General features: G+C 66.9%; 21 protein-coding genes. 12 read left to right on the top strand and 9 right to left on the bottom strand.

The annotated features are described in order from the left end of the window. Window positions 1-213 precede the first annotated feature (213 nt). The 6 genes from BJF92_RS10655 to BJF92_RS10635 all read right to left on the bottom strand — a co-directional run bounded on the left by BJF92_RS10655 (window position 214) and on the right by BJF92_RS10635 (window position 6,905). Window positions 214-1,317, bottom strand: a complete 1,104-nt coding sequence (locus BJF92_RS10655; RefSeq protein WP_075634727.1) for an ABC transporter ATP-binding protein — start codon at window positions 1,315-1,317, stop codon at window positions 214-216. 10 nt (window positions 1,318-1,327) lie between these two features. Further along, window positions 1,328-3,253 (bottom strand): glycoside hydrolase family 127 protein, encoded by a 1,926-nt coding sequence (locus BJF92_RS10650; RefSeq protein ID WP_075634758.1) that lies wholly within the window; start codon window positions 3,251-3,253, stop codon window positions 1,328-1,330. Window positions 3,254-3,342: 89 nt separating this feature from the next. Beyond that, the gene (locus tag BJF92_RS10645) at window positions 3,343-4,212 is read right to left on the bottom strand and encodes a carbohydrate ABC transporter permease (RefSeq protein WP_075634726.1); all 870 of its coding nucleotides are present in this window, start codon (window positions 4,210-4,212) and stop codon (window positions 3,343-3,345) included. Then, window positions 4,212-5,165, bottom strand: coding sequence for a carbohydrate ABC transporter permease (locus BJF92_RS10640; RefSeq protein ID WP_075634725.1), 954 nt, complete (start codon window positions 5,163-5,165; stop codon window positions 4,212-4,214). The genes BJF92_RS10645 and BJF92_RS10640 overlap by 1 nt, the downstream gene beginning before the upstream one ends. A 162-nt stretch (window positions 5,166-5,327) precedes the next feature. Further along, window positions 5,328-5,636 (bottom strand): hypothetical protein, encoded by a 309-nt coding sequence (locus BJF92_RS25135; protein ID WP_143523992.1) that lies wholly within the window; start codon window positions 5,634-5,636, stop codon window positions 5,328-5,330. A 12-nt stretch (window positions 5,637-5,648) separates the two neighbouring features. Next, window positions 5,649-6,905 carry an ABC transporter substrate-binding protein gene (locus BJF92_RS10635; RefSeq protein WP_075634724.1) on the bottom strand — a complete coding sequence of 419 codons (1,257 nt, stop codon included), beginning with the start codon at window positions 6,903-6,905 and terminating at the stop codon, window positions 5,649-5,651. A 330-nt stretch (window positions 6,906-7,235) separates the two neighbouring features. Between BJF92_RS10635 and BJF92_RS10630 the strand changes: the two genes are divergently transcribed. From BJF92_RS10630 to BJF92_RS10600, 7 genes are all read left to right on the top strand, one after another. Next, window positions 7,236-8,240, top strand: coding sequence for a LacI family DNA-binding transcriptional regulator (locus tag BJF92_RS10630; RefSeq protein ID WP_245294720.1), 1,005 nt, complete (start codon window positions 7,236-7,238; stop codon window positions 8,238-8,240). 222 nt (window positions 8,241-8,462) lie between these two features. Beyond that, window positions 8,463-9,275, top strand: coding sequence for a GntR family transcriptional regulator (locus BJF92_RS10625; RefSeq protein ID WP_075634722.1), 813 nt, complete (start codon window positions 8,463-8,465; stop codon window positions 9,273-9,275). Continuing rightward, window positions 9,272-10,060, top strand: coding sequence for a transporter substrate-binding domain-containing protein (locus BJF92_RS10620; RefSeq protein WP_075634721.1), 789 nt, complete (start codon window positions 9,272-9,274; stop codon window positions 10,058-10,060). The genes BJF92_RS10625 and BJF92_RS10620 overlap by 4 nt, the downstream gene beginning before the upstream one ends. Before the next feature lie 76 nt (window positions 10,061-10,136). Next, complete coding sequence (locus BJF92_RS10615) at window positions 10,137-10,808, top strand: amino acid ABC transporter permease (protein ID WP_075634720.1); 672 nt, start codon at window positions 10,137-10,139, stop codon at window positions 10,806-10,808. Beyond that, window positions 10,805-11,464 (top strand): amino acid ABC transporter permease, encoded by a 660-nt coding sequence (locus BJF92_RS10610; protein WP_075634719.1) that lies wholly within the window; start codon window positions 10,805-10,807, stop codon window positions 11,462-11,464. The genes BJF92_RS10615 and BJF92_RS10610 overlap by 4 nt, the downstream gene beginning before the upstream one ends. Further along, window positions 11,442-12,173, top strand: a complete 732-nt coding sequence (locus BJF92_RS10605; RefSeq protein ID WP_075634718.1) for an amino acid ABC transporter ATP-binding protein — start codon at window positions 11,442-11,444, stop codon at window positions 12,171-12,173. Before BJF92_RS10610 ends, BJF92_RS10605 begins: the two co-directional genes overlap by 23 nt. Before the next feature lie 204 nt (window positions 12,174-12,377). After that, the gene (locus BJF92_RS10600; protein ID WP_425356464.1) at window positions 12,378-13,295 is read left to right on the top strand and encodes a cation diffusion facilitator family transporter; all 918 of its coding nucleotides are present in this window, start codon (window positions 12,378-12,380) and stop codon (window positions 13,293-13,295) included. Between the two features lie 61 nt (window positions 13,296-13,356). Here the strand turns inward: BJF92_RS10600 and hutC are convergent, their stop codons facing one another. Together hutC and BJF92_RS10590 are read right to left on the bottom strand one after the other, a co-directional pair. After that, window positions 13,357-14,085 carry a histidine utilization transcriptional repressor HutC gene (gene hutC / locus BJF92_RS10595; protein WP_075634716.1) on the bottom strand — a complete coding sequence of 243 codons (729 nt, stop codon included), beginning with the start codon at window positions 14,083-14,085 and terminating at the stop codon, window positions 13,357-13,359. 73 nt (window positions 14,086-14,158) lie between these two features. Further along, window positions 14,159-15,508, bottom strand: coding sequence for a formimidoylglutamate deiminase (locus tag BJF92_RS10590; RefSeq protein WP_075634757.1), 1,350 nt, complete (start codon window positions 15,506-15,508; stop codon window positions 14,159-14,161). Between the two features lie 191 nt (window positions 15,509-15,699). Here BJF92_RS10590 and hutI point away from each other — a divergent pair, with 191 nt between their 5' ends. From hutI to BJF92_RS10565, 5 genes are read left to right on the top strand one after another with little or no spacing between them, the layout of a single operon-like run. Continuing rightward, window positions 15,700-16,950: an imidazolonepropionase gene (gene hutI / locus BJF92_RS10585; RefSeq protein ID WP_075634715.1), complete on the top strand. Its 1,251-nt coding sequence runs from the start codon at window positions 15,700-15,702 to the stop codon at window positions 16,948-16,950. Next, a complete protein-coding gene (gene hutH / locus BJF92_RS10580; RefSeq protein WP_075634714.1) occupies window positions 16,947-18,482 on the top strand; it encodes a histidine ammonia-lyase in 1,536 nt (511 codons plus the stop codon). The genes hutI and hutH overlap by 4 nt, the downstream gene beginning before the upstream one ends. A gap of 3 nt (window positions 18,483-18,485) precedes the next feature. Beyond that, window positions 18,486-19,286, top strand: coding sequence for an N-formylglutamate deformylase (gene hutG, locus BJF92_RS10575; protein ID WP_075634713.1), 801 nt, complete (start codon window positions 18,486-18,488; stop codon window positions 19,284-19,286). Window positions 19,287-19,299: 13 nt separating this feature from the next. Then, window positions 19,300-20,985 (top strand): urocanate hydratase, encoded by a 1,686-nt coding sequence (gene hutU, locus BJF92_RS10570; RefSeq protein WP_075634712.1) that lies wholly within the window; start codon window positions 19,300-19,302, stop codon window positions 20,983-20,985. A 40-nt stretch (window positions 20,986-21,025) separates the two neighbouring features. After that, entirely contained in the window at window positions 21,026-21,649 is a 624-nt protein-coding gene (locus BJF92_RS10565) for a HutD/Ves family protein (protein WP_075634711.1), read from the top strand. Between the two features lie 175 nt (window positions 21,650-21,824). Here BJF92_RS10565 and BJF92_RS10560 read toward each other — a convergent pair whose 3' ends face one another. Beyond that, on the bottom strand, window positions 21,825-22,424 hold the full coding sequence (locus BJF92_RS10560) for a HupE/UreJ family protein (RefSeq protein ID WP_075634710.1): 600 nt from the start codon (window positions 22,422-22,424) through the stop codon (window positions 21,825-21,827). Between the last annotated feature and the right edge of the window lie 15 nt (window positions 22,425-22,439).

Genomic DNA, 22,439 nt, shown 5'->3' with positions numbered 1-22,439 from the left:
TAATGCCTCACCCGATCATGGCCAAGCCGAGGCGCTACCGACATCCACGGGCGGTTGTTCGGTCTGGAGGCGCACAACGCAGTCTCCGCAAGGCAGGGAACAGGATCCGATCAGGACGGGGCCGAAGGAGGGCGCGCAGGTCTCCGTCGCTTTCAGTCTGGGCCGTTTCGGCCTCGGCCGATGGCGGCGGCGTCAATGTCGCGGCACAGGGCATCAGCCAGCCTGCGCGAGCGCGCGCCCCGTGACCGCGTCGAAGAGGTGCATCTGGTTCATATTGACCGAGAGCGGCAGCATCCGCCCGGCCTGCGGGGCGGCTTCCGGGTCGATGCTGGCGCAGAGTGACGCCCCGCCATGGGTGAAATAGACCATGGTCGATGGCCCCAGCGGCTCCACCAGATCGACCGCGGCATCGAGTGGGGAGAAGCCCGGGCGGTCGTTGCGGATCGACAGCGCCTCCGGCCGGATGCCGAGCACGACGGGCTGGCCGGCCCCGGCGGCATAGGCTGCGGCCCGGGCGGGTGGCACGGCCAGGCGGGTGCCGTCGGCAAGCCGCACGCCAAGCCCTTCCGCCCCCTGCTCCAGCCGGCCGTCGAGGAAGTTCATCGACGGAGAGCCGATGAAGCCGGCGACGAAGCGGCTGGCGGGGCGGTGATAGAGCTCCTGCGGCCGGCCGACCTGCTCGATCAGCCCGTCCTTCATCACCACCACGCGGTCGGCCATGGTCATGGCCTCTACCTGATCATGGGTGACATAGACGGTGGTGGTCGGCAGGATCTGGTGCAGCCGCTTGATTTCGGTGCGCATCTGCACGCGCAGCTTGGCATCGAGGTTGGACAGCGGCTCGTCGAACAGGAAGACCTTGGGATTGCGCACGATCGCGCGGCCCATGGCCACGCGCTGGCGCTGCCCGCCGGAGAGCTGTCCGGGCCGGCGGTCGAGCAGTTCCTCGATATGCAGGGTCTCGGCGGCGCGCGCGATCCGGGTGTCGATCTCGGCCTTGGGCAGGCGCTGCTGCTCCAGGCAGAAGGAGATGTTCTCGCGCACCGACATATGCGGATAGAGCGCATAGTTCTGGAAGACCATAGCGATATCGCGCTTGCCGGGCCCCAGCCGGTTGACCACCTGCCCGCCGATGACGATCTCGCCGGCGGTGACATGCTCGAGGCCCGCGATCATCCTGAGCGTGGTCGACTTGCCGCAGCCCGACGGGCCGACGAAGACCACGAATTCCTTGTCCTCGATTTCCAGATCGATGCCGCGCACGGCCTCGTAGATGCCGTAGGACTTGACGACGTCTCTCAGTTCCAGCTTCGCCATCGTCGCCCTCCTACTTCTCGTTGAGCCAGACCAGCATGGCGCCGGCTTCGCGATTGGCCCAGAGATGGTAGGGCACGGCCTTGAAGCGGCGGGGCTTCAGCGCCGGCGGCGCGGTGCGGTAGAGCCCGGCCCAATCCGCTGCCTGCGCCTCCAGCGCCTCGCCCGAGAGCACCGTGGCGCCGCCCAGCAGATCCGGCTCGAACTGCGCGTGGATCGGCGCATCGGCCGGCAGGCGCAGCCGCTGCGGCTCGGTGCCGAGATCCACCTCTTCCACGCAATAGACCACGGGTCCCCGGCTGAGCGCGACGCGGCCGGCATCCTCGCTGACGGCGGGATGGGCATAGAGCCGGTCCACCGGCATGTCGAAGCCAAGGCGGATCTCGTCGCCATTGGCCCAGAGCCTGCGGATGGCGGCATAGCCCTTCTCCGTCACCGTGGCGAGGTCGACCGCCTCGCCATTGACCGTCAGCCGCGCCTGACGGCACCAGCCGGGGATGCGCAGGTGCAGCGTGAGTTCGGCGGGGTTTTCCAGTGTCAGCCGGATCGCGACATCGCCTTCCCAGGGATAGCGCGTCTCCTGCGTCAGGCGCACCAGCCGGCCATCGAGCTCCAGCTCGCCGGTGCCGGCGGCATAGAGATGCACGGCGAGTGCGTCGCCGGTGGCCGAATAGACATATTGGCCGAGCGAGGTGATCATCCGCGCGATATTGGTCGGGCAGCAGGGGCAGTAATGCCATTTCCAGCGCCGGTTCTGACCATGGCTTTCCAGCACGTTCTCATAGAAATAATGCTCGCCATCGCGGGAAATGCCTGACAATGCGCCATTATAGAGCACGGTTTCCAGCCGGTCGGTATAGCGTGCGTCGAGATCGAGCTGGGCCATGCGGTGGGCGAAGAAGCCGAGCGCGACGGCGGCGCAGGTCTCGGCATAGGCGGTCTCGTTCGGCAGGTCGAATTCGCGGGTAAAGCCCTCGTTGGACGCCGAGGGGCCGAGGCCGCCCGTCACATAAAGCTGACGCTCGACCAGATTGGCGAAAAGCCTGTCGCAGGCGGCCTTGAGCGTCGGGTCGTCATTCTCATGCGCCAGATCGACCATGGCGGAGAGCAGGTACATGGCACGCACGGCATGGCCGACGACCTGGTTCTGCTCGCGCACCGGCCTATGCGCCTGGCTGTAGGCATAGGTCTGATAGACATAATCGGCCGGGTTCTCCCCGCGACGACGGGCCTCCTCGTCATAATAGGAGGGCATCTGCCCGCGCTCGTCGATGAAGAAGGTGGCGAGCGCCAGATGGCGCGGATCGCGGGTGACGCGGTAGAGCTTGACCAGCGCCAGCTCGATCTCTTCATGCGCATCATAGCCGCGCAGCTTGCCCGGCTCGGGGCCGAAGGTGTCGATGATGTGGTCGACGGCGCGGATCATCACATCGAGGAAACGGCGCTTGCCGGTCGCCTGAAAATAAGCGACGGCGCCTTCCAGCAGATGGCCCATGGAATACATTTCATGCAGGTCGCGCAGATTGGTCCAGCGCTTGTCCGGCTCGCGGCGGATGAACCAGCTGTTGAGATAGCCGTCCGCCATCTGCCCCTGTTCGAGCTTTTCGACGATGGCGTCGATCTTCGCCTCGATCTCGGGGTTCGGATGCGTCTTCAGCGTATAGCTTGCCGCCTCGATCCATTTGCCGAAATCGCTATCGAAGAAATGCTGCATCGACAGGCCGCTCGGCTGGATCGGCCGGGCGAGCGGGCCCGGCGGCTTGCCGAAATCGAGCACTTCGAGAAAGCCTTCCTCCTCCAGCCGCCGATGCTGGGTGGGGATCGTCACCTCGCGCACGGTGCGCGTCCAGCTGTCCCAGAAGCCGCCGGTGAAGGTGACGCGGGCGGGATCGGCGGGGATGAAGCGGGTCTTGAGCGAGGGCATGGCAGTATCGGACATGGAGGCACCTTTTTCGGGCCCGGCGGCATAGGCGGCCGCCTGCCCGTGCATGGAAGCTTGGGGGGAGGAGAGGACGGGAGAAGAGGCGCTCATTTGACGGCGCCGGCGGTCAACCCGCGCACGTAATAGCGCTGGAGGGCCAGGAAGAGCAGGATGCAGGGCAGCATGGTCACCGCGATGCCGGCCTGCAGCGCGCCCCAGTCGATGATGCCGTAAATGCCGGAGGAGACGTTCACCAGCATGATCGGCAGGGTGAACTTGTTCTGGTCGGACAGGAAGATCAGCGCCGCCAGGAACTCGTTCCAGGAATTGAGGAAGGCGAACATGGCCACCGTCGCCACGCCCGGCAGGGCGATCGGCAGCATGATCCGGCGCAGGATGGTCGCCTGCGAGGCCCCGTCGATCCTTGCTGCCTCGATCAGCGCACGCGGCACGGCGTCGAAGGCGTTGCGCATCATGAAGATCGAGAAGGGCAGCTGGAAGGTGACATAGATCAGCACCAGCCCCGTCAGGCTGTTCTGCAGCCGCAGGAATTTCAGGATCAGGAAAAGCGGGGTCAGGATCGACTGGAAGGGGATCATCATCGTCGCCATGACGATGACGAAGAGCAGCGACTGGCCGGGAAAGCGGAACTTGGAAAAGCCATAGCCGGCCGGCACCGAGACGAGAATGGTCAGCACCACCGTGCCGAGCGCGATCAGCACCGAATTGGTGGCATAGACGACCCAGCCGGCGCCCACGCCCTCCAGCCGGCGGTAGTTTTCCAGCGAGAAGCTCTTGGAAAACAAGGCGGCGGGATGGGCCAGCGCTTCCGCCGCAGGCTTGAAGGAATTGGCGAGCGACCAGACGACCGGCATCAGGAAGATCACGGAAACGACCAGACCGGCGATGACGAAGCCCCAGAAGGACAGGCGCTCAGCGAGCGGCGGCGGCGTGGGATTGCGTCGGATGCGCTCCATCACGATTCCTCCGGGCGCTGGCGCAGGAAGGCGAGCTGGACCGAGCTGATCGCCACCAGCACCACCAGGAGAACGAAGGACATGGCCGCGCCATAGCCAAGCCGATAGGAGGAGAAGGAGGCGAGATAGATCGAGAACACCGCCGAGATCGTGCTGTTGGCCGGTCCGCCCTGGGTGATGATGAAGAACTGGTCGAAGGCGAGCATGGAGGAGGTGACGTTCAGCACCAGCGCCAGCAGCAGCGAATTGCGCATCAAGGGCAGCGTAATCCGGCGAAAGCGGGAAAAGACGCTGGCGCCATCGATCTTGGCGGCCTCGATCACATCGGCCGGAATGGCCTGCAGGCCGGTGAGCAGGATGACCATGGTGAAGCCCGCCGTCTTCCACACGACCATGAGGATGATGACGCCGAGCGCCGGCCAGAAGCTTTCCAGCGGCCGGGGCGCGCTGTCGACCAGGCCCGCGCCGCGCAGCAATTGCGCGAAGACGCCGCTGTCGGGATTCAGGAGCCACATCCACAACGTGGAGGCCGCGCCGAAGCCGATGACCACGGGCATGAAATAGATGGTGCGGAACAGGCCGGCGAGCCTGAGCGGCCGATCGACCAAAAGCGCCAGCGGCAGCGCCACCGCCATAATCGCCGTCGTCACCAGCACGGTATAGAGCAGGGTGAAGCCCAGCGAATGCCAGAGCTGCATGTCATGGGCAAGCTCGGCATAGTTTGCCAGCCCTGTGAATTTCACCCGGCCGAGCAGCGGCCAGTTGTGCAGGCTCATCCACAGCGTCATGCCGAGCGGGATCAGGAACAGGCCGGTGATGAAAACGAGGCTCGGCGCCATGAAGACCAGCCCGAGCCAGCCCTTGGGCTCGGCCGGCTGGGCCGGGGGGCGCGGCTTTGTCGGTGTCGCGCCTTGCGCAACGGCAACAGGCGCTGGGGATGTGGGAAAGGCCAAGATCCGGCTCCTTCATCGGCATGAACGCATGGCTTCGCGTGGGACGGCGGGGCCGGGTGTGACGGCCCTGCATGGGGCGGGGCCCGGCGAAGGGGCTGAAGGGGGTGCTCGCGTCATGAACCACAACCATCACGCCCGTGGCGGGCGGTGTGGATCCTCGGGTCAAGCCCGAGGATGACGTCGCGCATGGGGCGTCACGCCGGGGATGGCACGCAGGGTGGGCGCAGACAGGGTGCTGTTATGACCATTTTTTACCCGGTGGAGAACAATCGACTGCGCTTGTGGCACCTTCGCGCACTCCAATCTCCCGTCATCCTCGGGCTTGACCCGAGGATGCACTGCGGGCGCAGCCGGCGAGACGGTGTTGGAGATTGCGTGCCGCGCCTGGCGACCGTCCTTGCGTCGCCCGAGCAGCGCGAAGGCAATCGATCCGACCTGCACCCCCAGCAACAGCGCCACAGCCTCGAACATCACGTCGTGCCCTTACGGATTGGTCCGCTCGAGGATCTTGGTGAAGTCGGCCTGGGCCTTCTTGATCGCGCCATCCACGTCGTCGCCGAAGATCGTGCCCTGGATCAGGTTGAGGAAGGGTCCGGTGCGGCTGACGAAGAGTTCGTCGGAGGAGAAGGTATAGGGCGTGCGCGCCTTGGACAGCACGTCATAGGCGACGAGGTTGCGCTTGTCGAAGCTGGCATAGGCATCGGCCGCCAGATCGGTGCGCGAGGGCATGCCGGATTCCTTGGTAATGTAGACCTGCTCTTCCGGCGACATGTAGAAATCGACGAAATCGAGCAGGACCTTCTTCTTCTCCGCGCTGATGCCCTTCATCACCGCCAGCGTGTCGCCGCCGGCGAAAGAGGAGACGCCGCCCTTGGGGCCGGGGATCGGCGCCACGGCGAATTTCACGTCGGGATATTTGCTCGTCAGCAGGTTGACGATGTAGGAACCGGTCATCAGCACGCCGACCTTGCCCGACGCGAAGGCCTCCACGGCATTGTTGCCATTGCCGGAGCGCGAGGTGGGATGGATGGCGCCGGCCTTCTGCATGTCGCGATAGGCGGCCACGGTCTCGCGGAAGGCCGGGGTATCGACCGTTGCCGTGCGGCCATCTTCGCTGAGGATATCGGCGCCGGCGGCCCAGAGATGCGGCAGGAAGTCATAGATCAGCCAGCTGCCCGAATTGGCGACGAAGTAGAAGCCATAGGTCTCGTTGCCGAGTGCGGTGATCTTCTTGGCGTCGGCGGCGATTTCTTCGAGCGAGGCCGGCGCCTTCGCCGGATCGAGCCCGGCCTTCTGGAACAGGTCGGTGTTGTAGGCGATGATCGAGGCGTCGGGCAGCGCCGGCACGCCGTAGATCTTGTCTTCATAGGTCGCGAGGCGGATATGCGACGGGCTCATGGCCGAGAAATAGGGCCGGCTCTTGGCAAATTCCGTGATGTCTTCGAGACCCTCGGCAGCCGCGAAGGTCGGCAGGTAGATCAGGTCGAGGACCGCGCCATCCGGCGGCTCGCCACCGGCAATGGCTGCGCCAAGCTTCGGCACCATCTGCTCGGCGGTGATCTGCGTCACGGTGATCTTGTCCGTGTGCTTGGCATTGTAATGGTCGGCCAGCCCCTGCAGCACCGCGCCCGAGGAGGTGCGCACCCAGAGCGTGACGTCGGTCGCCTGCGCCGACGCAGAGGCCAGCACCGTGCTGGCGGCGAGCGAAAGGGCGGCAAGCGCCCAGCGGATCTTGAGCATGAAGGTTCCCTCTTTTTCGTTGCCGTCAGTCAGCGGTGAATGACGTAAGGCGAACGGTAGTCGAGAAAAAAGTCGCTGTCGACACGATGAACACAGACAGATCGCGAGAATCTGCTAAAACCTTTTATCATCACGGATATTTTTTGCTAAAAGCTTTTATCAAGCGATGACCGGCCCGGAATAGGACGCGGCTGCAACATGAAAAGGCAAGGCTTTGCGGATGCAGCATCATCCTCTAAAGACGGAAGCCCAGGCAGGCGGCATCGGGCCGGCCAAGCGCACAGGGAAGATCGGGACGCCGGCAATGGCATGGGCCAAGGGAGCAGCAGCGTGAGCGAGGAACCGGGCCGCAGACGCACGATCCGCGATGTCGCCAAGGCGGCGGGGGTGAGCATCGCCACGGCCTCCAACGCGCTGAACGGCATGGGCCGGACCAATGCCGAAACGCGCGAGCGGGTGCGGCGCATTGCCGACGAGATCGGCTTTCGCCCCAATGCGCTGGCGCGCAGCCTTCTCACCCGGCGCAGCCATTCGATCGGCATCATCACCAACGACACCTATGGCCGCCTGACCCTGCCGATGAGCGCGGGCGTTTCCGAAGCGCTGGTCGATCATGGCGTCTCGGCCTTTCTCTGTGCCACCAACAATGATCCGCGCCTGGCGCAGTTGCATCTGGAAGCCCTGCTCGACAAGCAGGTGGATGGCATCATCTTCACCGCCACGCGGCTGGACCTGACCCCGCCGGTGGACCTGACGCGGCTGCCGATCCCGGTGGTCTATGCCTTCGCCATCGGGCCGGAGACCGCGCCCACCTTCATTCCCGACGATGCGCAGGGCGCCCGCCTTGCCGTGCGCCACCTTCAGGAACGGGGCTACCGCCGCATCCTCCACATCACCGGCCAGGAGGATTATCTGGCCGCGCGGCTGCGGGCCGAAGCCTATCGCGACCTCGCAGGCGAGCAGGCCGAGGTAATGTTCGGCGCCTGGAGCGAGGAGTGGGGGCATGAGGCGGTGCGCCGGCTGATCAGCAGCGGCCGGCCCCGGCCGGAAGCGATCTTCTGCGGCAGCGACGAGATCGCCCGCGGCGTGATCGACAGCCTGCGCGACCATGGGCTCAAAGTCCCCGAGGATGTCGCCGTCGTCGGCTTCGACAATTGGCAGGTGGTGGCGGCCCAGACGCGCCCGCCCTTGACCACGGTGGACATGGAGCTGAAGGAACTCGGCCGCCGCGCCGGCCTTGCCATGCTGGACCTCACCCGCGGCCTGCCGGTCGCGCCCGGCATCACCCGCCTGCCCTGCAGCCTGGTGACCCGCCGCTCCTGCGGCCTGGCCTGACCCGCTCGACCTTCAACACAACTCAAAGCTGGGCCCGACAGCCGGCTTTCGCCGCGCCACATCCCCTGTTTTGCCCTCATTCCTGCCTGAGCCCTGTCTAAAAAACAGGCTTATGTGTGCGTCTTTGGTGCACAGGCGGCACGGCTTGTAACGCTTTCCTGCACAAGCGCCTGTTTTTACAAAACCTTCACGTTTGGCATGCGGCTTGCTTTTCACTCTTGTATGCAAGTCTCGGATACCAGCACCTCGGCGCCCGCCACCATTGATGACGTGATCGTTCAGTCGGTCCTCGCCCGCCGCATCCGGCCGGGCGCGCGGCTGGGCGAGAGCGAGCTGGCGACCGTGTTCGGCGTGTCGCGCACGCTGGTGCGCGAGGCGATGATGCGGCTGGAGGCGCGCGGCATCGTGGAAGTGCGCCCGCGCCGGGGCTGGTTCGTGATCGAGCCTTCGCGCCTCGACGCCGCCCAGGTCTTCCAGGCCCGGCGCGCGCTGGAGGCCGGGCTCATGCGGGTCATGCCGCCGCTGACCGAGGCGGCCCGGGCCAAGCTGCACGCCCATCTCGACGAGGAGCGCCGGGCGATCGCCGAGGGCGACCATCCCCGCCTCGTCTGCCTGATGGGTGATTTCCACATCTGCCTGGTGGAGCTGATCGGCAATCCGGTGCTGGCCGACATTCTGCGCGACCTCACCGCCCGCACCATCCTGATCTCCATGCTCTACCAGACCGACGAGCATGCCGAGGAGTCCCATCGTGGCCATTGCCGCATTGTCGAGGCGCTGGAACGCGGCGATCCGGCGGGGGCCGCCGATCTGGCCATCCTGCATCTCGACGAGGTGGAGGCCGGCCTCGATCTCGACATGGCGACCGATCCGCTCGCGGATCTGCGCCGCTCGCTCAACCTCGCCGCCGCGCCGGGTCTGTCCGCAACCGCGGCGCCGCTTTCTCCCTCTCCTCTCGAGCTCTCCTCCCCTCCTCACCCCTCTTCCTCCTCCCCTCCTCCCTCTCCTGCACTGAAAAGGACATCCTCCGAATGATCAACCGCCGCACCCTGCTGGCCGCCGCCGGTCTCGCTTTCGCCACCCTCGCCTCGGCCGCGCCCGCCTTTGCCGATGCGCTGTCCACCATCACCGAGCGCAAGGTTCTGCGCGTCGCCGTGCCGCAGGATTTCCCGCCCTTCGGCTCGGTCGGCACGGATATGGCGCCGCAGGGCTATGACATCGACATGGCCAAGCTGATCGCCGAGAAGCTGGGCGCCAAGCTGGAGCTGACGCCGGTGACCTCGGCCAACCGCGTGCCCTTCCTGCAGACCGGCAAGGTCGATCTCGTCATCTCCTCGCTCGGCAAGAATCCGGACCGCGAGAAGGTCATCGATTTCTCCACCGCCTATGCGCCCTTCTATAATGGCGTGTTCGGCCCGGCCGATCTGGCGGTGAAGGACGCGGCCGGCCTTGCCGGCAAGACCATCGGCGTCACGCGCGGCTCGGTGGAAGATCTGGAGCTGACCAAGGTCGCGCCGGCCGACGCCACCATCAAGCGCTACGAGGACAATAACGGCACGATCTCCGCCTTCCTCTCCGGCCAGGTGCCGCTGGTGGCCACCGGCAATGTGGTGGCGGCCGCCATCATCGCCCGCAACCCGCCCAAGCGCCCGGAGATGAAGTTCCTGATCAAGAATTCGCCCTGCTATATCGGCCTGCCCAAGGGCGAGACGGCGCTGAAGGAAAAGGTCGACGCCATCATCGCCGAGGCCAAGAAGGACGGCAGCCTCAACAAGATTTCCCAGACCTGGCTGAAGAGCGACCTGCCCACCGATCTCTGATCCCGTCCCACCCGCAAAGGCCCGCCTCGCTCCCCGAGCGAGTGCGGGCCCTGATATCAAGGGGGCAAGGTCACCAATGGCCTATGTTTTCGATTTCACCTGGCTGGCGGAGTATTGGCCTCTGCTCGTCAAGGGCGTGCGCATCACGCTCCAGCTCATCCTGATCGGCGGCGTTCTCGGCGTCGCGCTCGGCATCGCCTGCGCCTGGGTGCGCGCACTCGGGCCCAAGGCGCTGCGCGTTCCCGTCGCCATCTATGTCGAGCTGATCCGCAACACGCCGTTCATGATCCAGCTGTTCTTCATCTTCTTCGGCCTGCCGGCGCTCGGCCTGCAGATGGGCGAGATGACGGCGGCCTATATCGCCATGGTCGTCAATCTCGGCGCCTATGGCTGCGAAATCATCCGCGCCGGCATCGCCGCCACGCCGCGCGGCCAGTTCGAAGCGGGCGCCAGCCTTGCCATGACGCCGTTCGAGACCTTCCGCCACGTGGTGCTCGTGCCCTCGCTGCAGCGCATCTGGCCGGCTTTGTCCTCGCAGATCGTCATCGTCATGCTCGGCTCGGCGGTCACCTCGCAGATCGCGGTGGAGGACCTGACCTTTGCCGCCAACTTCATCCAGTCGCGCAATTTCCGCGCTTTTGAAACCTATCTGGTCTCCACCGCCCTCTATCTCCTGCTCGCCATCGGCCTGCGCCAGGCGATGGGCCTGATCGGCGCGGCGATCTTTCCCAAGAGGAGCGCGCGATGATCGAATTTTCCACCTGGGACATTCTGCGCAACCTGATCTTTGCTGCCCGCTGGACCGTGCTGCTTTCGCTGGTCTCCTTTGCCGGCGGCGGGGTGGTGGGGCTGATGATCCTGTTTGCCCGCATCTCGAAGTCGAAAGCGCTGCGGCGCTTCGCCATCGGCTATATTGAGCTGTTTCAGGGCACGCCGCTCCTGATGCAGCTGTTCCTCGCCTTTTTCGGCCTCGGCCTGCTGGGCGTGGACGTACCGGCCTGGCTTGCCGCCGGCAGCGCGCTCATCCTGTGGAGCGCCGCCTTCCTGGCGGAAATCTGGCGCGGCTGCGTGGAGGCCGTGGCGAAAGGGCAATGGGAGGCCTCGGCCAGCCTCGGTATGGGGCGGCTGCAGCAGCTGCGCTACGTCATCCTGCCGCAGGCGCTGCGCGTCGCCGTGCCGCCCACCGTCGGCTTCTCGGTGCAGGTGATCAAGGGCACGGCGCTGACCTCGATCATCGGCTTCACCGAACTGTCCAAGGCCGGCACCATCGTCACCAACGCCACCTTCCAGCCCTTCACCGTCTATGGCCTCGTGGCGCTCATCTATTTCGCCCTGTGCTGGCCGCTGTCGCGCTACGCCCATTCGCTCGAAAGGAAACTCCATGTCGCTCATCGCGGTCACTGAGCTGAAGAAGCGCTTCGGCGCCAACGAAGTGCTCAAGGGCATCAATCTCGACATCATGCCCGGCGAGGTCATCGCCATCATCGGCAAGAGCGGATCGGGCAAATCCACCTTCCTTCGCTGCATCAACGGGCTGGAAACGGTCGACGAGGGCTCGATCCTGGTGGCCGGCGCCCAGCTTCTGCCCGACGAGGTGCATCTGAAGGCGCTGCGGCTGAAGGTCGGCATGATCTTCCAGCAGTTCAACCTGTTTCCGCATCTCTCCGCGGGACGCAACGTCATGCTCTCGCAGATGGTGGTGAAGAAGACGGGCAAGGCGCAGGCGGAAGCCATGGCGCGCCGCCAGCTGGAGCGCGTGGGCCTTGCCCACAAGTTCGACGCCTATCCTGACGAGCTGTCCGGCGGGCAGCAGCAGCGCGTGGCGATCGCCCGGGCGCTGGCCATGGAGCCGATCGCGCTTTTGTGCGACGAGATCACCTCCGCGCTCGACCCGGAGCTGGTGGCCGAAGTGCTGGCCGTGGTGCGCGAGCTGGCCGCCGAAGGCATGACGCTGATGATGGTGACCCACGAGATGAAGTTCGCGCGCGACGTCTGCTCCCGCGTCGTCTTCATGCATGAGGGCCGCGTGCATGAGGTCGGCCCGCCGGAAGAGGTGTTCTCCGCGCCGAAGACGGTGGAACTGCAGCGCTTCCTCGGCCACGGCCACGCCTGACCCTGCACCCTTCCTGACCCTGTACCCTAGAGAAAAGCCGCGCGCTGGCCCCGGCGCGCGGCCCTCATGCTCTCGCTTCCTGTTTCCGCAAGGGTGAGCCGAAAGCCGGTCCCTGCTTTCGCTCGGATGCGCCGGGCTTTGGCTTTTGCCGCGAAATCCCTTAAATGCCCTGCAGCAGGCAGCAGCAGAGGGGGAATTCGGGTGATGACGGAACAGGGGGTCTTGCGGATCTCGATCGCGATGACGCTGGTGGTCGCCGCCTTCGGCATCGTCTTCGGCCTGCTTTCGGGCTCCTTCGCCATCGTCTTCGACGGCATCTATGCCATGACCGATGCGATCATGACGGTGGTGGCGCTGTTCGTCTCCCGGCTGATCGCCGCCGCCGCCGGCCCGGCACAGGGCCGGCTGATGGACCGCTTCACCGTCGGCTTCTGGCATCTGGAGCCGATGGTGCTGGCGCTGAACGGGCTGATGCTGATGACGGCGGCAATCTACGCGCTGGTCAACGCCATCGGCAGCCTGATGAGCGGCGGGCGCGATCTCGCCTTCGGCGAGGCGATCGCCTATGCCGTCTTTACGCTCGCCATCACCATTTCCATGGCGCTCTTCGCCCGGCGCGCCAACCGCACGATCGGCTCGGAACTGGTGGCGCTGGACGTCAAGGCCTGGATCATGTCGGCCTCGCTCACCGCCGCTTTGCTCATCGCCTTCCTCATCGGCGCGCTGGTGCAGGGCACGTCGCTCGAATGGATCTCACCCTATATCGACCCGGCGGTGCTGATCCTCGTCAGCCTCGTCATCATTCCCATGCCGATCTCCACCGTCTGGCATGCGCTGGCCGATATTCTGCTGGTGACCCCGGCGGAGCTGAAGGCACAGGTGGACAGGGTGGCCGAGGCGACCGTCGCCCGCCACGGCTTTCTCACCTATCGCGCCTATGTGGCCAAGGTCGGCCGGGGCCGGCAGATCGAGCTTTACTTCATCGTGCCCGGCGGCTGGCCGCCCCGGCCTCTCGAGGCCTGGGATGCGCTGCGCGACGAGATCGGCGCGGAACTCGGCGAGGCCAGCCCCGACCGCTGGCTGACCATCGTCTTCACCACCGATCTGGAATGGGCCGAATAGGGCGGAGCGTCCGTCCGGTTTTCGCCTGAGATCCCGCGATCCTGCGGGATCGGCGCTCCCGTCATTGCGAGGCCGGGGTGAAGCGGGCCATCAGCGTGTGGCTGTCGCCAGGATAGGTGAGGCAGACCTGGGTGACGGCGCCCTGCCCGCTCCAGGTGCGCCGTTCGACCACGAGGCAGGCCGCCCCCTTGGCAATGGCGAGCGCAGCGGCCATGTCGGCGCCGGCATTGACGGCGCGGATCCTGTGCTCGGCGGCACTCCACGGCACCTGGCCGATCAGCCATTGGCCCGGCGGCGTGGCGGAAAAATCCGCCGTCTCCGCTTCCGGCACCGCCGCAAGGCTGATCAGCCGCTCCTCTCGGCAGAAGGGGCGCGGGCCGGCCATATGCACGCAGGACAGCGCGAGCAGCGGCGCGCCCTCGGCCACGTCGATCAGCCGCAGTTCCTCCTCGCCGGCCTTGCGCAGGGCCCGCTTCGTCAGCCGGAAGCCATAGGCCAGGTTGAGCGAGCGCACCTCCGCCTCGATATCGGTGATTTCCAGAACGGCGGACTGGGCCTGCGGCTGGGTGACGAAGCTGCCGGACTTGCGCCGCCGCTCGATCAGGCCTGATTTGGCCAGCTGCGTCATCACCTTGTTCACGGTCATGCGCGAGCAGCCATACTGCGCCGCCAGCTCCATCTCGAACGGCAGGCGATGGCCCGGCGGCCACTCGCCCGAGACGATCCGACCCTCGATATCGCCGAGAATGCGCTGGTGCAGGGTCCGCTCCCTGCCGCTGTCTTCCGTCACGCTCCAGCCCTTTCCCGATCTCAGCCCCTCTTACACGGTTTCCGGCCGATCGCTTCGCGAACCGGAAATCGTATTACAGCGCCGCCACCAGTTGCGCCATCGCCGCCTCGAAACGGGCGCGAACCGCATCGCGCGCCCGGTGCCGGCCGCCCTCGACCTGGCAGCGCCCGCCGGCCCAGACCCTGTCCAGCCGCACGCCGCCGGCGAAGATCCAGTGGTCGATCAGCCTGTCCTCTTCAAGATAGGGGACGGCTGCGCTGTCGAGCGCGACGAAATCGGCATCGCCGCCGGGGACAAGCCCGATCGCGCTTTGCAGCGCAGCATTGCCGCCGATGCGCGCTGTTTCAAGCAGATGCCGGCCGGTGGAGCCGCCGGGCGGGGCGATGACATTGCGGGCGCGTCGGGCCAGACGCTGCGAATATTCGAGCATGCGCAGTTCCTCCGGCAGCGAGATCAGCACGTTGGAATCCGAGCCGACGCCGAAGCGGCCTCCCTCGGCCAGAAACAGCGGCGCCTCGAACACGCCGTCGCCGAGATTGGCTTCGGTGATCGGGCAGAGCCCGGCCACCGCCCCGCGTGCCGCCATGCCGCGCACTTCGGCTTGCGTCATGTGGGTGGCGTGGATCAGGCACCAGCGGTCATCAACGGGCATATTGGCCAGCAGCCATTCGACCGGCCGCGCGCCGGAGAAGGCAAGGCTGTCCTCCACCTCCTTCACCTGCTCGGCCACATGAATATGCACCGGCCCGCCTTCGGCCAGCGGCAAGAGGTCGGCCAGCTCTTCCGGCGTCACCGCCCGCAGGCTGTGCGGCGCCAGGCCGAGATGGGCGCCGGGCAAGGCCCTGGTCAGGCTGCGGCAGCGCGCCATCAGCTCGGCGAAGGCCTCCGGCCGGTGGATGAAGCGGCGCTGCCCCTCGGCCGGCGCAAGCCCGCCAAAGCCGGCATGGGCATAGAAGACCGGCAGAAGCGTCAGACCGATGCCGGTCTCGGCGCTGGCCGCCGCGATTCGCCCGGCCATTTCCGCCGGATCGGCATAGGGCCGGCCATCGCGGTCGTGATGCAGATAGTGAAACTCGCCAACCCGGGTGAAACCTGCCTCCAGCATCTCCACATAGAGCTGCGCCGCCACGGCCTCGACCTGCTCCGGCGTCATCGTCAGCGCCATGCGGTACATGATCGTCCGCCAGCTCCAGAAACTGTCATCGGCGGGGCCGCGTAGCTCCGCCAGCCCCGCCATGGCGCGCTGGAAGGCATGGCTGTGGAGATTGCCGAGGGACGGCACCACCACGCCGCAGCGCGCGTCGCCGGGCTCGGCCGCCCGCTCCGTCTCGATCGCGGCAATGCGTGCGCCGTCGAGCCTGATCAGCACATTGCGCGCCCATCCCTGCGGCAGGAGCGCCGCCTCTGCATGGATCCTCGTCATCTCAAGCCCCTCCAGTGTCATCGCCGCCGGCCGCCGGAAAGGCGGCGCCATCAGGCTGTTGTCGCAGACGGACAGCGGTCCCGTCCATCAAGCAGGCAGGCCGCGCCCGGCGTGGCCGACGCGAAATTCCGTCTTGCCAGCCTCGTTATTATGTATATACATGATGACAGCGAATGTTAAGGGGCGAGACGATGACAAGCGCGGAAAAGAGGATGGACAATCCGGATCAGCCGACCCTTTGGACGGGCGCGCGGATCGCGACGCTCGACCCGGCACGCCCGGGCCTCGGCGTGATCGAGGATGGCGCGATCCTGGTCGAGCATGGACGGATCGCCTGGATCGGCGCCCGTACCAATCTGCCGGAGGCGGCAGGCCCGGCCGTGGCGCAGGATCTCGGCGGCCGCTGGGTTACCCCCGGCCTGATCGATTGCCACACCCATCTCGTCCATGGCGGCAACCGCGCGCGCGAATTCGAGCTCAGGCTGGAGGGCGCAAGCTACGAGGAGATCGCGCGCGCCGGCGGCGGCATCGTTTCCACCGTTGCGGCCACCCGCGCGCTCGATGTCGAGGGCCTCGTCGCCACCGCCCTGCCGCGTCTCGACGCGCTCCTGGCCGAAGGCGTGACGACGCTGGAGATCAAGTCCGGCTATGGTCTGACGGTCGCCTCCGAACTTGCCATGCTGCGCGCGGCCCGGGCGCTGGAAGCGATGGCGCCGGTGCGGGTGAAGACCAGCTATCTCGCCGCCCACGCCACCCCGCCGGACTATAAGGGCCGGCAGTCGGACTATCTCGACGCGGTCGTTCTGCCGGGGCTGGAAGCCGCCCATGCAGAAGGTCTGGTCGATGCCGTCGACGGCTTCTGCGAGGGCATCGCCTTCTCCGTTGACGAGATGCGCCGGGTCTTCGACGCCGCCGCGCGGCTCGGCCTGCCGGTCAAGCTGCATGCCGAGCAGCTTTCCAATCTCGGCGGCGCGGCCATGGCCGCTTCCTATGGCGCGCTCTCGGCCGATCATCTGGAATATCTCGATGCCGAGGGGGCGGCCGCCATGGCGCGGGCCGGCACCGTGGCCGTGCTCCTGCCCGGCGCCTTCTACACGCTGCGCGAGACGCGCCTTCCGCCCGTGGAGGCCCTGCGCGCCGCCGGCACGAGGATCGCGGTGGCAACGGATTGCAATCCCGGCACCGCGCCGCTCACCTCGCTGCTGCTTTCCATGAACATGGCCGCCACCTTCTTCCGCCTGACGGTGGAGGAATGCCTTGCCGGCACCACGCGCGAGGCAGCGCGCGCGCTCGGTCTGCTGGCCGAAACCGGCACGCTGGAACAGGGCAAATCCGCCGATTTCGCCGTCTGGGACATCGAGAGCCCGGCCGAGCTCGTCTACCGCATCGGTTTCAACCCGCTCCATGCCCGTGTCTTCAAGGGAAAGAGAACAGCGCCATGACCCTGATCCTCCATCCCGGCCAGGTCGCCCTGGCTGATCTCGCCCGCATCTACTGGGAGGGCGAAAGCGCCCGGCTCGACCCCGCCTTCGATGCGGGAATCGCCCGCGCCGCCCGGCGCATTGCCGCGATCGCCGCCGGCAATGAACCCGTCTACGGCATCAATACCGGCTTCGGCAAACTGGCCTCGATCAAGATCGACGCGGCCGATGTCGCCACGCTCCAGCGCAATCTGATCCTGTCGCATTGCTGCGGCGTCGGCGCGCCGCTGGCGGAGAATGTCGTGCGGCTGATCATGGCGCTGAAGCTCGTCTCGCTCGGGCGCGGCGCGTCCGGCGTGCGGCTGGAGATCGTGCGGCTGATCGAGGCGATGATGGAACGCGGCGTCACCCCGGTCATCCCGGAAAAGGGCTCCGTCGGCGCCTCGGGCGATCTTGCCCCGCTCGCCCATCTGGCGGCGGTGATGATGGGCCATGGCGAGGCCTTCTTCGAGGGCGCGCGCCTGCCCGGCAGCGAAGCGCTGCAGCGGGCGGGTCTTGAGCCGGTGGTGCTGGCGGCCAAGGAAGGCCTGGCGCTGATCAACGGCACGCAGACCTCCACCGCGCTGGCGCTGGCCGGCCTCTTCCGCGCCCACCGCGCCGCGCGCGCAGCGCTCGTCACCGGCGCGCTGTCGACCGATGCGGCCATGGGCTCCTCCGCCCCGTTCCATCCCGATATTCACACCCTGCGCGGCCACAAGGGCCAGATCGATGCCGGCGCGGCGCTGCGCAAACTGCTGGCGGGCTCCGCCATTCGCGAGAGCCATGTGGAAGGCGACGAGCGGGTGCAGGATCCCTATTGCATCCGCTGCCAACCGCAGGTGGACGGCGCCTGCCTCGACATTCTGCGCCAGGCCGCCCGCACGCTGGAAATCGAGGCCAATGCGGTCACCGACAATCCGCTGGTGCTCTCCGACGACACGGTGGTTTCCGGCGGCAACTTCCATGCCGAGCCCGTGGCCTTTGCCGCTGACCAGATCGCGCTGGCCATCTGCGAGATCGGCGCCATTGCCCAGCGCCGCATCGCCCTGCTGGTCGATCCAGCGCTCTCCTATGGCCTGCCGGCCTTCCTGGCGAAGAAGCCGGGGCTGAATTCCGGCCTGATGATCGCCGAGGTCACCTCCGCCGCGCTGATGTCGGAAAACAAGCAGATGGCCCATCCAGCCTCGGTGGATTCCACCCCAACCTCCGCCAACCAGGAGGACCATGTCTCCATGGCCTGCCACGGCGCACGCCGGCTGCTGGCCATGAGCGAGAACCTGTTCTTCATCCTCGGCATTGAGGCGCTGACCGGTGTGCAGGGGGTGGAACTGCGCGCGCCGCTCACCACCAGCCCGGAGCTGACCCGGGCGGCGGCGGCGCTGCGCGCCATCGTGCCCGCGCTGGAGGAAGACCGCTACATGGCCGGCGATCTGGCCGAGGCCGGCGCTTTCATCGCCTCGGGCACGCTGGATGCGGCGATTTCCCCCGGCATCCTGCCGGACCTGGAGGGCTGAGACATGAACCCCGTCGACATTCACCAGGGCAGCTCGCCGATCATTCTCGGCCTGCCGCACACCGGCACCCATGTACCGCCCGAGATCTGGGACAGGCTCAATGACGAGGGACGGCGGCTGGCCGATACCGACTGGCACATTCACAGGCTCTATGACAGGCTGCTGCCAGAGGCGACGACGGTGCGCGCCACCTTCCACCGCTATGTGATCGACGCCAATCGCGGGCCGGAGGACGAGAGCCTCTATCCCGGCCAGAACACCACGGGCCTGATTTCCCGGACCGATTTCGACGGAAGGCCGATCTGGAAGGAGGGCGCCGCCCCCGACGCCGCCGAGACGCAAGGACGGCTGGCCGCCTTCCACGCGCCCTATCATGCGGCCCTTGCCGCCGAGATCGCCCGCGTCAAGGCGCTGCACGGCGTCGCGGTGCTCTATGACTGCCACTCGATCCGCGGCACCATTCCCTTCCTCTTCGAAGGGCGGCTGCCGGATTTCAACATCGGCACCGACAGCGGCCGCGCCTGCGATCCGCGCATCGAGGCGGCGGCGGCCGAAATCGCCGGGGCGGCGGACGGCTATACGTCCACCGTCAACGGCCGCTTCAAGGGCGGCTGGACCACCCGCCATTACGGCCGGCCTGACGACGGCGTGCATGCCATCCAGATGGAGCTGGCCCAGGCCACCCATCTGGAAAGCGAGGCCGAGCCTTTCGCCTATGACATCGCCAAGGCGGACCGCCTGCGCCCCCATCTCAAAGCCATCCTGGAGCGGATCGAATCCATCGCGCTCACCCTGAACTCTTGAGGGAGACCCTGACATGACCAATTCGCGCCACAATATTCGCGAGATCCGCGCCGATCGCGGCACCACGCTGAAGGCCAAGAGCTGGCTGACCGAAGCGCCGCTGCGCATGCTGATGAACAATCTCGACCCCGACGTCGCCGAAAACCCGCATGAGCTGGTGGTCTATGGCGGCATCGGCCGCGCCGCCCGCACCTGGGAGGATTTCGACCGGATCGTCGCCGCGCTGACCGATCTGAACGAGGACGAGACGCTGATGGTGCAATCCGGCAAGCCGGTGGGCGTGTTCCGCACCCACAAGGATGCGCCGCGCGTGCTCATCGCCAATTCCAACCTCGTGCCGCACTGGGCCACCTGGGACCATTTCAACGAGCTGGATAAGAAGGGCCTGGCCATGTATGGCCAGATGACCGCCGGCTCCTGGATCTATATCGGCACGCAGGGCATCGTCCAGGGCACCTATGAGACCTTCGTCGAGGCCGGACGCCAGCATTATCAGGGCAATCTCACCGGCAAGTGGATCCTCACCGGCGGGCTCGGCGGCATGGGTGGCGCCCAGCCCTTGGCTGCCGTCATGGCCGGCGCCTGCTGCCTGGCGGTGGAATGCGACGAGACCCGCATCGATTTCCGCCTGCGCACCCGCTATGTCGACGAGAAGGCGAAGACGCTGGACGAAGCGCTTGACATGATCGACCGCTGGACCAAGGCGGGCGAGGCCAAGTCCGTCGGCCTGATCGGCAATGCCGCCGAGATCTTCCCGGAGCTGGTGCGCCGCATGGAGACCGGCGGCCCGCGCCCCGACATCGTCACCGACCAGACCTCGGCCCACGACCCGGTCCATGGCTATCTGCCGCTTGGCTGGAGCATCGCCGAATGGCGCGCCAAGCAGGAGAGCGACCCCAAGGCCGTTGCCGCTGCCGCCCGCGCGGCCATGCGCATCCATGTCGAGGCCATGGTGGATTTCTGGAATGCCGGTGTGCCGACGCTCGACTATGGCAACAACATCCGCCAGGTGGCCAAGGAAGAGGGCTTCGAGAACGCCTTCGCCTTCCCCGGCTTCGTCCCGGCCTATATCCGTCCGCTCTTCTGCCGGGGGATCGGCCCCTTCCGCTGGGCGGCGCTCTCGGGCGATCCGGAAGATATCTACAAGACCGACGCCAAAGTGAAGGAGCTGCTGCCCGACAATGCGCATCTGCACAACTGGCTGGACATGGCGCGCGAGCGCATCGCCTTCCAGGGTCTGCCGGCGCGCATCTGCTGGGTGGGGCTGGGCGAACGCCACCGCCTCGGCCTCGCCTTCAATGAAATGGTGCGGAACGGCGAGCTGAAGGCGCCTGTTGTGATCGGCCGCGACCATCTGGACTCCGGCTCCGTCGCCTCGCCGAACCGCGAGACGGAAGCGATGAAGGACGGCTCCGACGCCGTCTCCGACTGGCCGCTGCTCAACGCGCTCTTGAACTGCGCGTCCGGCGCCACCTGGGTGTCGCTGCACCATGGCGGCGGCGTCGGCATGGGCTTCTCGCAGCATTCGGGCATGGTCATTTGCTGCGATGGCAGCGAGGAGGCCGACCGGCGGGTCGAGCGCGTGCTCTGGAACGACCCGGCCACCGGCGTCATGCGCCATGCCGATGCCGGCTATGATATCGCGCTCGACTGCGCCCGGGAAAAGGGCCTGCGTCTGCCCGGCATTCTGGGCAATTGAGGGCTGGGCAATCGATGGCTCGACAGATGAGGGCTCGCGCATGACCATCCGGCCGACGCTCCGCCTGCAGCGCTTCGCCGATCACCGGCTGATGCCCTGGAAGAACGGCAAGGGCGAAACACGGGAGGTGGCATCCTCGGAGGATGCCGCCAGCGGCCTCCTCTGGCGGCTCAGCCTGGCCACGGTCTCAGGCTCCGGCTCCTTCTCCGCCTTTCCCGGCATCGACCGCACCATCGCGGTTATGGCCGGGGACGGCATGGTGCTGACGGTGGGGGGCGAAAGCCAGCCGCCGCTCACCACCGACACCGAGCCCTTCGCCTTTTCCGGCGATGCAGAAGTGACGGCGGAAAGTCTCGGCGGCGAGACCACCGACCTCAACCTGATGACCCGGCGCGGCGTCTGGCACCACCGCCTCACCCGCCGGCGCCTGACCCGCCGGCCGCTCGCGGCACCGCTGACGCTCGAGGTGCAGGCTTCGACCGCGGCGCTCGTCTTCAGCGGGGCGGCGCAGGTGTCGGTAAACGACGCGGCTTTCACCGGCGCCTTCGGCGATGTGCTCCTGGGCCTGACGCAGGGCGACCGCATCACCCTCACCGAGGCAAAGAGCGAGGGATACCTGTTCATCGCGGAATTCGCGCCGGTGGCGGAAGGGTGGGCGCGCTGACGCTACCCAGATTACGCGCAATCAGAACAGCCGGCTGCCGCTCTTGAGGGCAGGTCAGAAGCCGGCCAAAGCCTGGCCGGCATCACGCGTCTGCCCATCATCTTCCAGGAGCCTAACCTTGATCTGCTCGCAGTGTTCGGGCGGGATCCGGTAAAGACCGGACCCGGATCGCCCCTCAGAGCACCCCAGCCAGCAGGCCGACGCCGGCGACCGCGACCAGGCCACCGGCCGAGCGGACGGCGAGAGCGCCCTTGCGCCCCTCGAAGCGGCCGAGCGACAGGCCGAGCGCGAGACCGGCGCCGTGCAGCAGGGCGGTCGCAAGCATGAAGCCGGCGGCATAAGCGAGGCCACCGGCATCCTCCGGCATTTCCGCGCCATGGGCATGGCCGTGGAAGATGGCGAAGAGGCCGACCAGGCCCATGGCGGCCGCCGTCGGAGCCTTGACGTTCAGCGCGACGACGGCGCCCAGCACCAGCACCGAAAGCGCAATGCCGGTCTCGACGAAGGGAACGGTGACGCCGGCCACGCCGAGCGCGCCGCCGAGCGCCATGACGGCGACGAAGGTGATGGGCAGCAGCCACAGCGCCCGGCCGCCGAGCCGCGCGGCGAAGAGACCGACCATGACCATCGCCAGAATATGGTCCAGACCCGAGACGGGATGGGCGAAGCCATGGACGAAGCCGCTCGCATGGCCGACACCCGTATGGGCAAAGGCGGCGCCGGGCAGAAGGACAAGCGCGGCAGCGCCGGCGCGAAGGACGGTTTTCTGGAGCATGGCATGGTTCCCCGT

Source organism: Xaviernesmea rhizosphaerae, assembly GCF_001938945.1.
Lineage (GTDB): Bacteria > Pseudomonadota > Alphaproteobacteria > Rhizobiales > Rhizobiaceae > Xaviernesmea > Xaviernesmea rhizosphaerae.
Note: the sequence above shows the minus strand (reverse complement) of the source record. Positions and strands in the feature narration are given on the sequence as shown.

Coding starts and splice junctions, on each gene's coding strand:
- BJF92_RS10655 (WP_075634727.1), bottom strand. CDS start 1,317: ATGGCGAAGCTGGAACTGAGAGACGTCGTCAAGTCCTACGGCATCTAC.
- BJF92_RS10650 (WP_075634758.1), bottom strand. CDS start 3,253: ATGTCCGATACTGCCATGCCCTCGCTCAAGACCCGCTTCATCCCCGCC.
- BJF92_RS10645 (WP_075634726.1), bottom strand. CDS start 4,212: ATGGAGCGCATCCGACGCAATCCCACGCCGCCGCCGCTCGCTGAGCGC.
- BJF92_RS25135 (WP_143523992.1), bottom strand. CDS start 5,636: ATGTTCGAGGCTGTGGCGCTGTTGCTGGGGGTGCAGGTCGGATCGATT.
- BJF92_RS10635 (WP_075634724.1), bottom strand. CDS start 6,905: ATGCTCAAGATCCGCTGGGCGCTTGCCGCCCTTTCGCTCGCCGCCAGC.
- BJF92_RS10625 (WP_075634722.1), top strand. CDS start 8,463: ATGCAAGTCTCGGATACCAGCACCTCGGCGCCCGCCACCATTGATGAC.
- BJF92_RS10620 (WP_075634721.1), top strand. CDS start 9,272: ATGATCAACCGCCGCACCCTGCTGGCCGCCGCCGGTCTCGCTTTCGCC.
- BJF92_RS10615 (WP_075634720.1), top strand. CDS start 10,137: ATGGCCTATGTTTTCGATTTCACCTGGCTGGCGGAGTATTGGCCTCTG.
- BJF92_RS10610 (WP_075634719.1), top strand. CDS start 10,805: ATGATCGAATTTTCCACCTGGGACATTCTGCGCAACCTGATCTTTGCT.
- BJF92_RS10605 (WP_075634718.1), top strand. CDS start 11,442: ATGTCGCTCATCGCGGTCACTGAGCTGAAGAAGCGCTTCGGCGCCAAC.
- BJF92_RS10600 (WP_425356464.1), top strand. CDS start 12,378: ATGACGGAACAGGGGGTCTTGCGGATCTCGATCGCGATGACGCTGGTG.
- BJF92_RS10590 (WP_075634757.1), bottom strand. CDS start 15,508: ATGACGAGGATCCATGCAGAGGCGGCGCTCCTGCCGCAGGGATGGGCG.
- hutI (WP_075634715.1), top strand. CDS start 15,700: ATGACAAGCGCGGAAAAGAGGATGGACAATCCGGATCAGCCGACCCTT.
- hutH (WP_075634714.1), top strand. CDS start 16,947: ATGACCCTGATCCTCCATCCCGGCCAGGTCGCCCTGGCTGATCTCGCC.
- hutG (WP_075634713.1), top strand. CDS start 18,486: ATGAACCCCGTCGACATTCACCAGGGCAGCTCGCCGATCATTCTCGGC.
- hutU (WP_075634712.1), top strand. CDS start 19,300: ATGACCAATTCGCGCCACAATATTCGCGAGATCCGCGCCGATCGCGGC.
- BJF92_RS10565 (WP_075634711.1), top strand. CDS start 21,026: ATGACCATCCGGCCGACGCTCCGCCTGCAGCGCTTCGCCGATCACCGG.
- BJF92_RS10560 (WP_075634710.1), bottom strand. CDS start 22,424: ATGCTCCAGAAAACCGTCCTTCGCGCCGGCGCTGCCGCGCTTGTCCTT.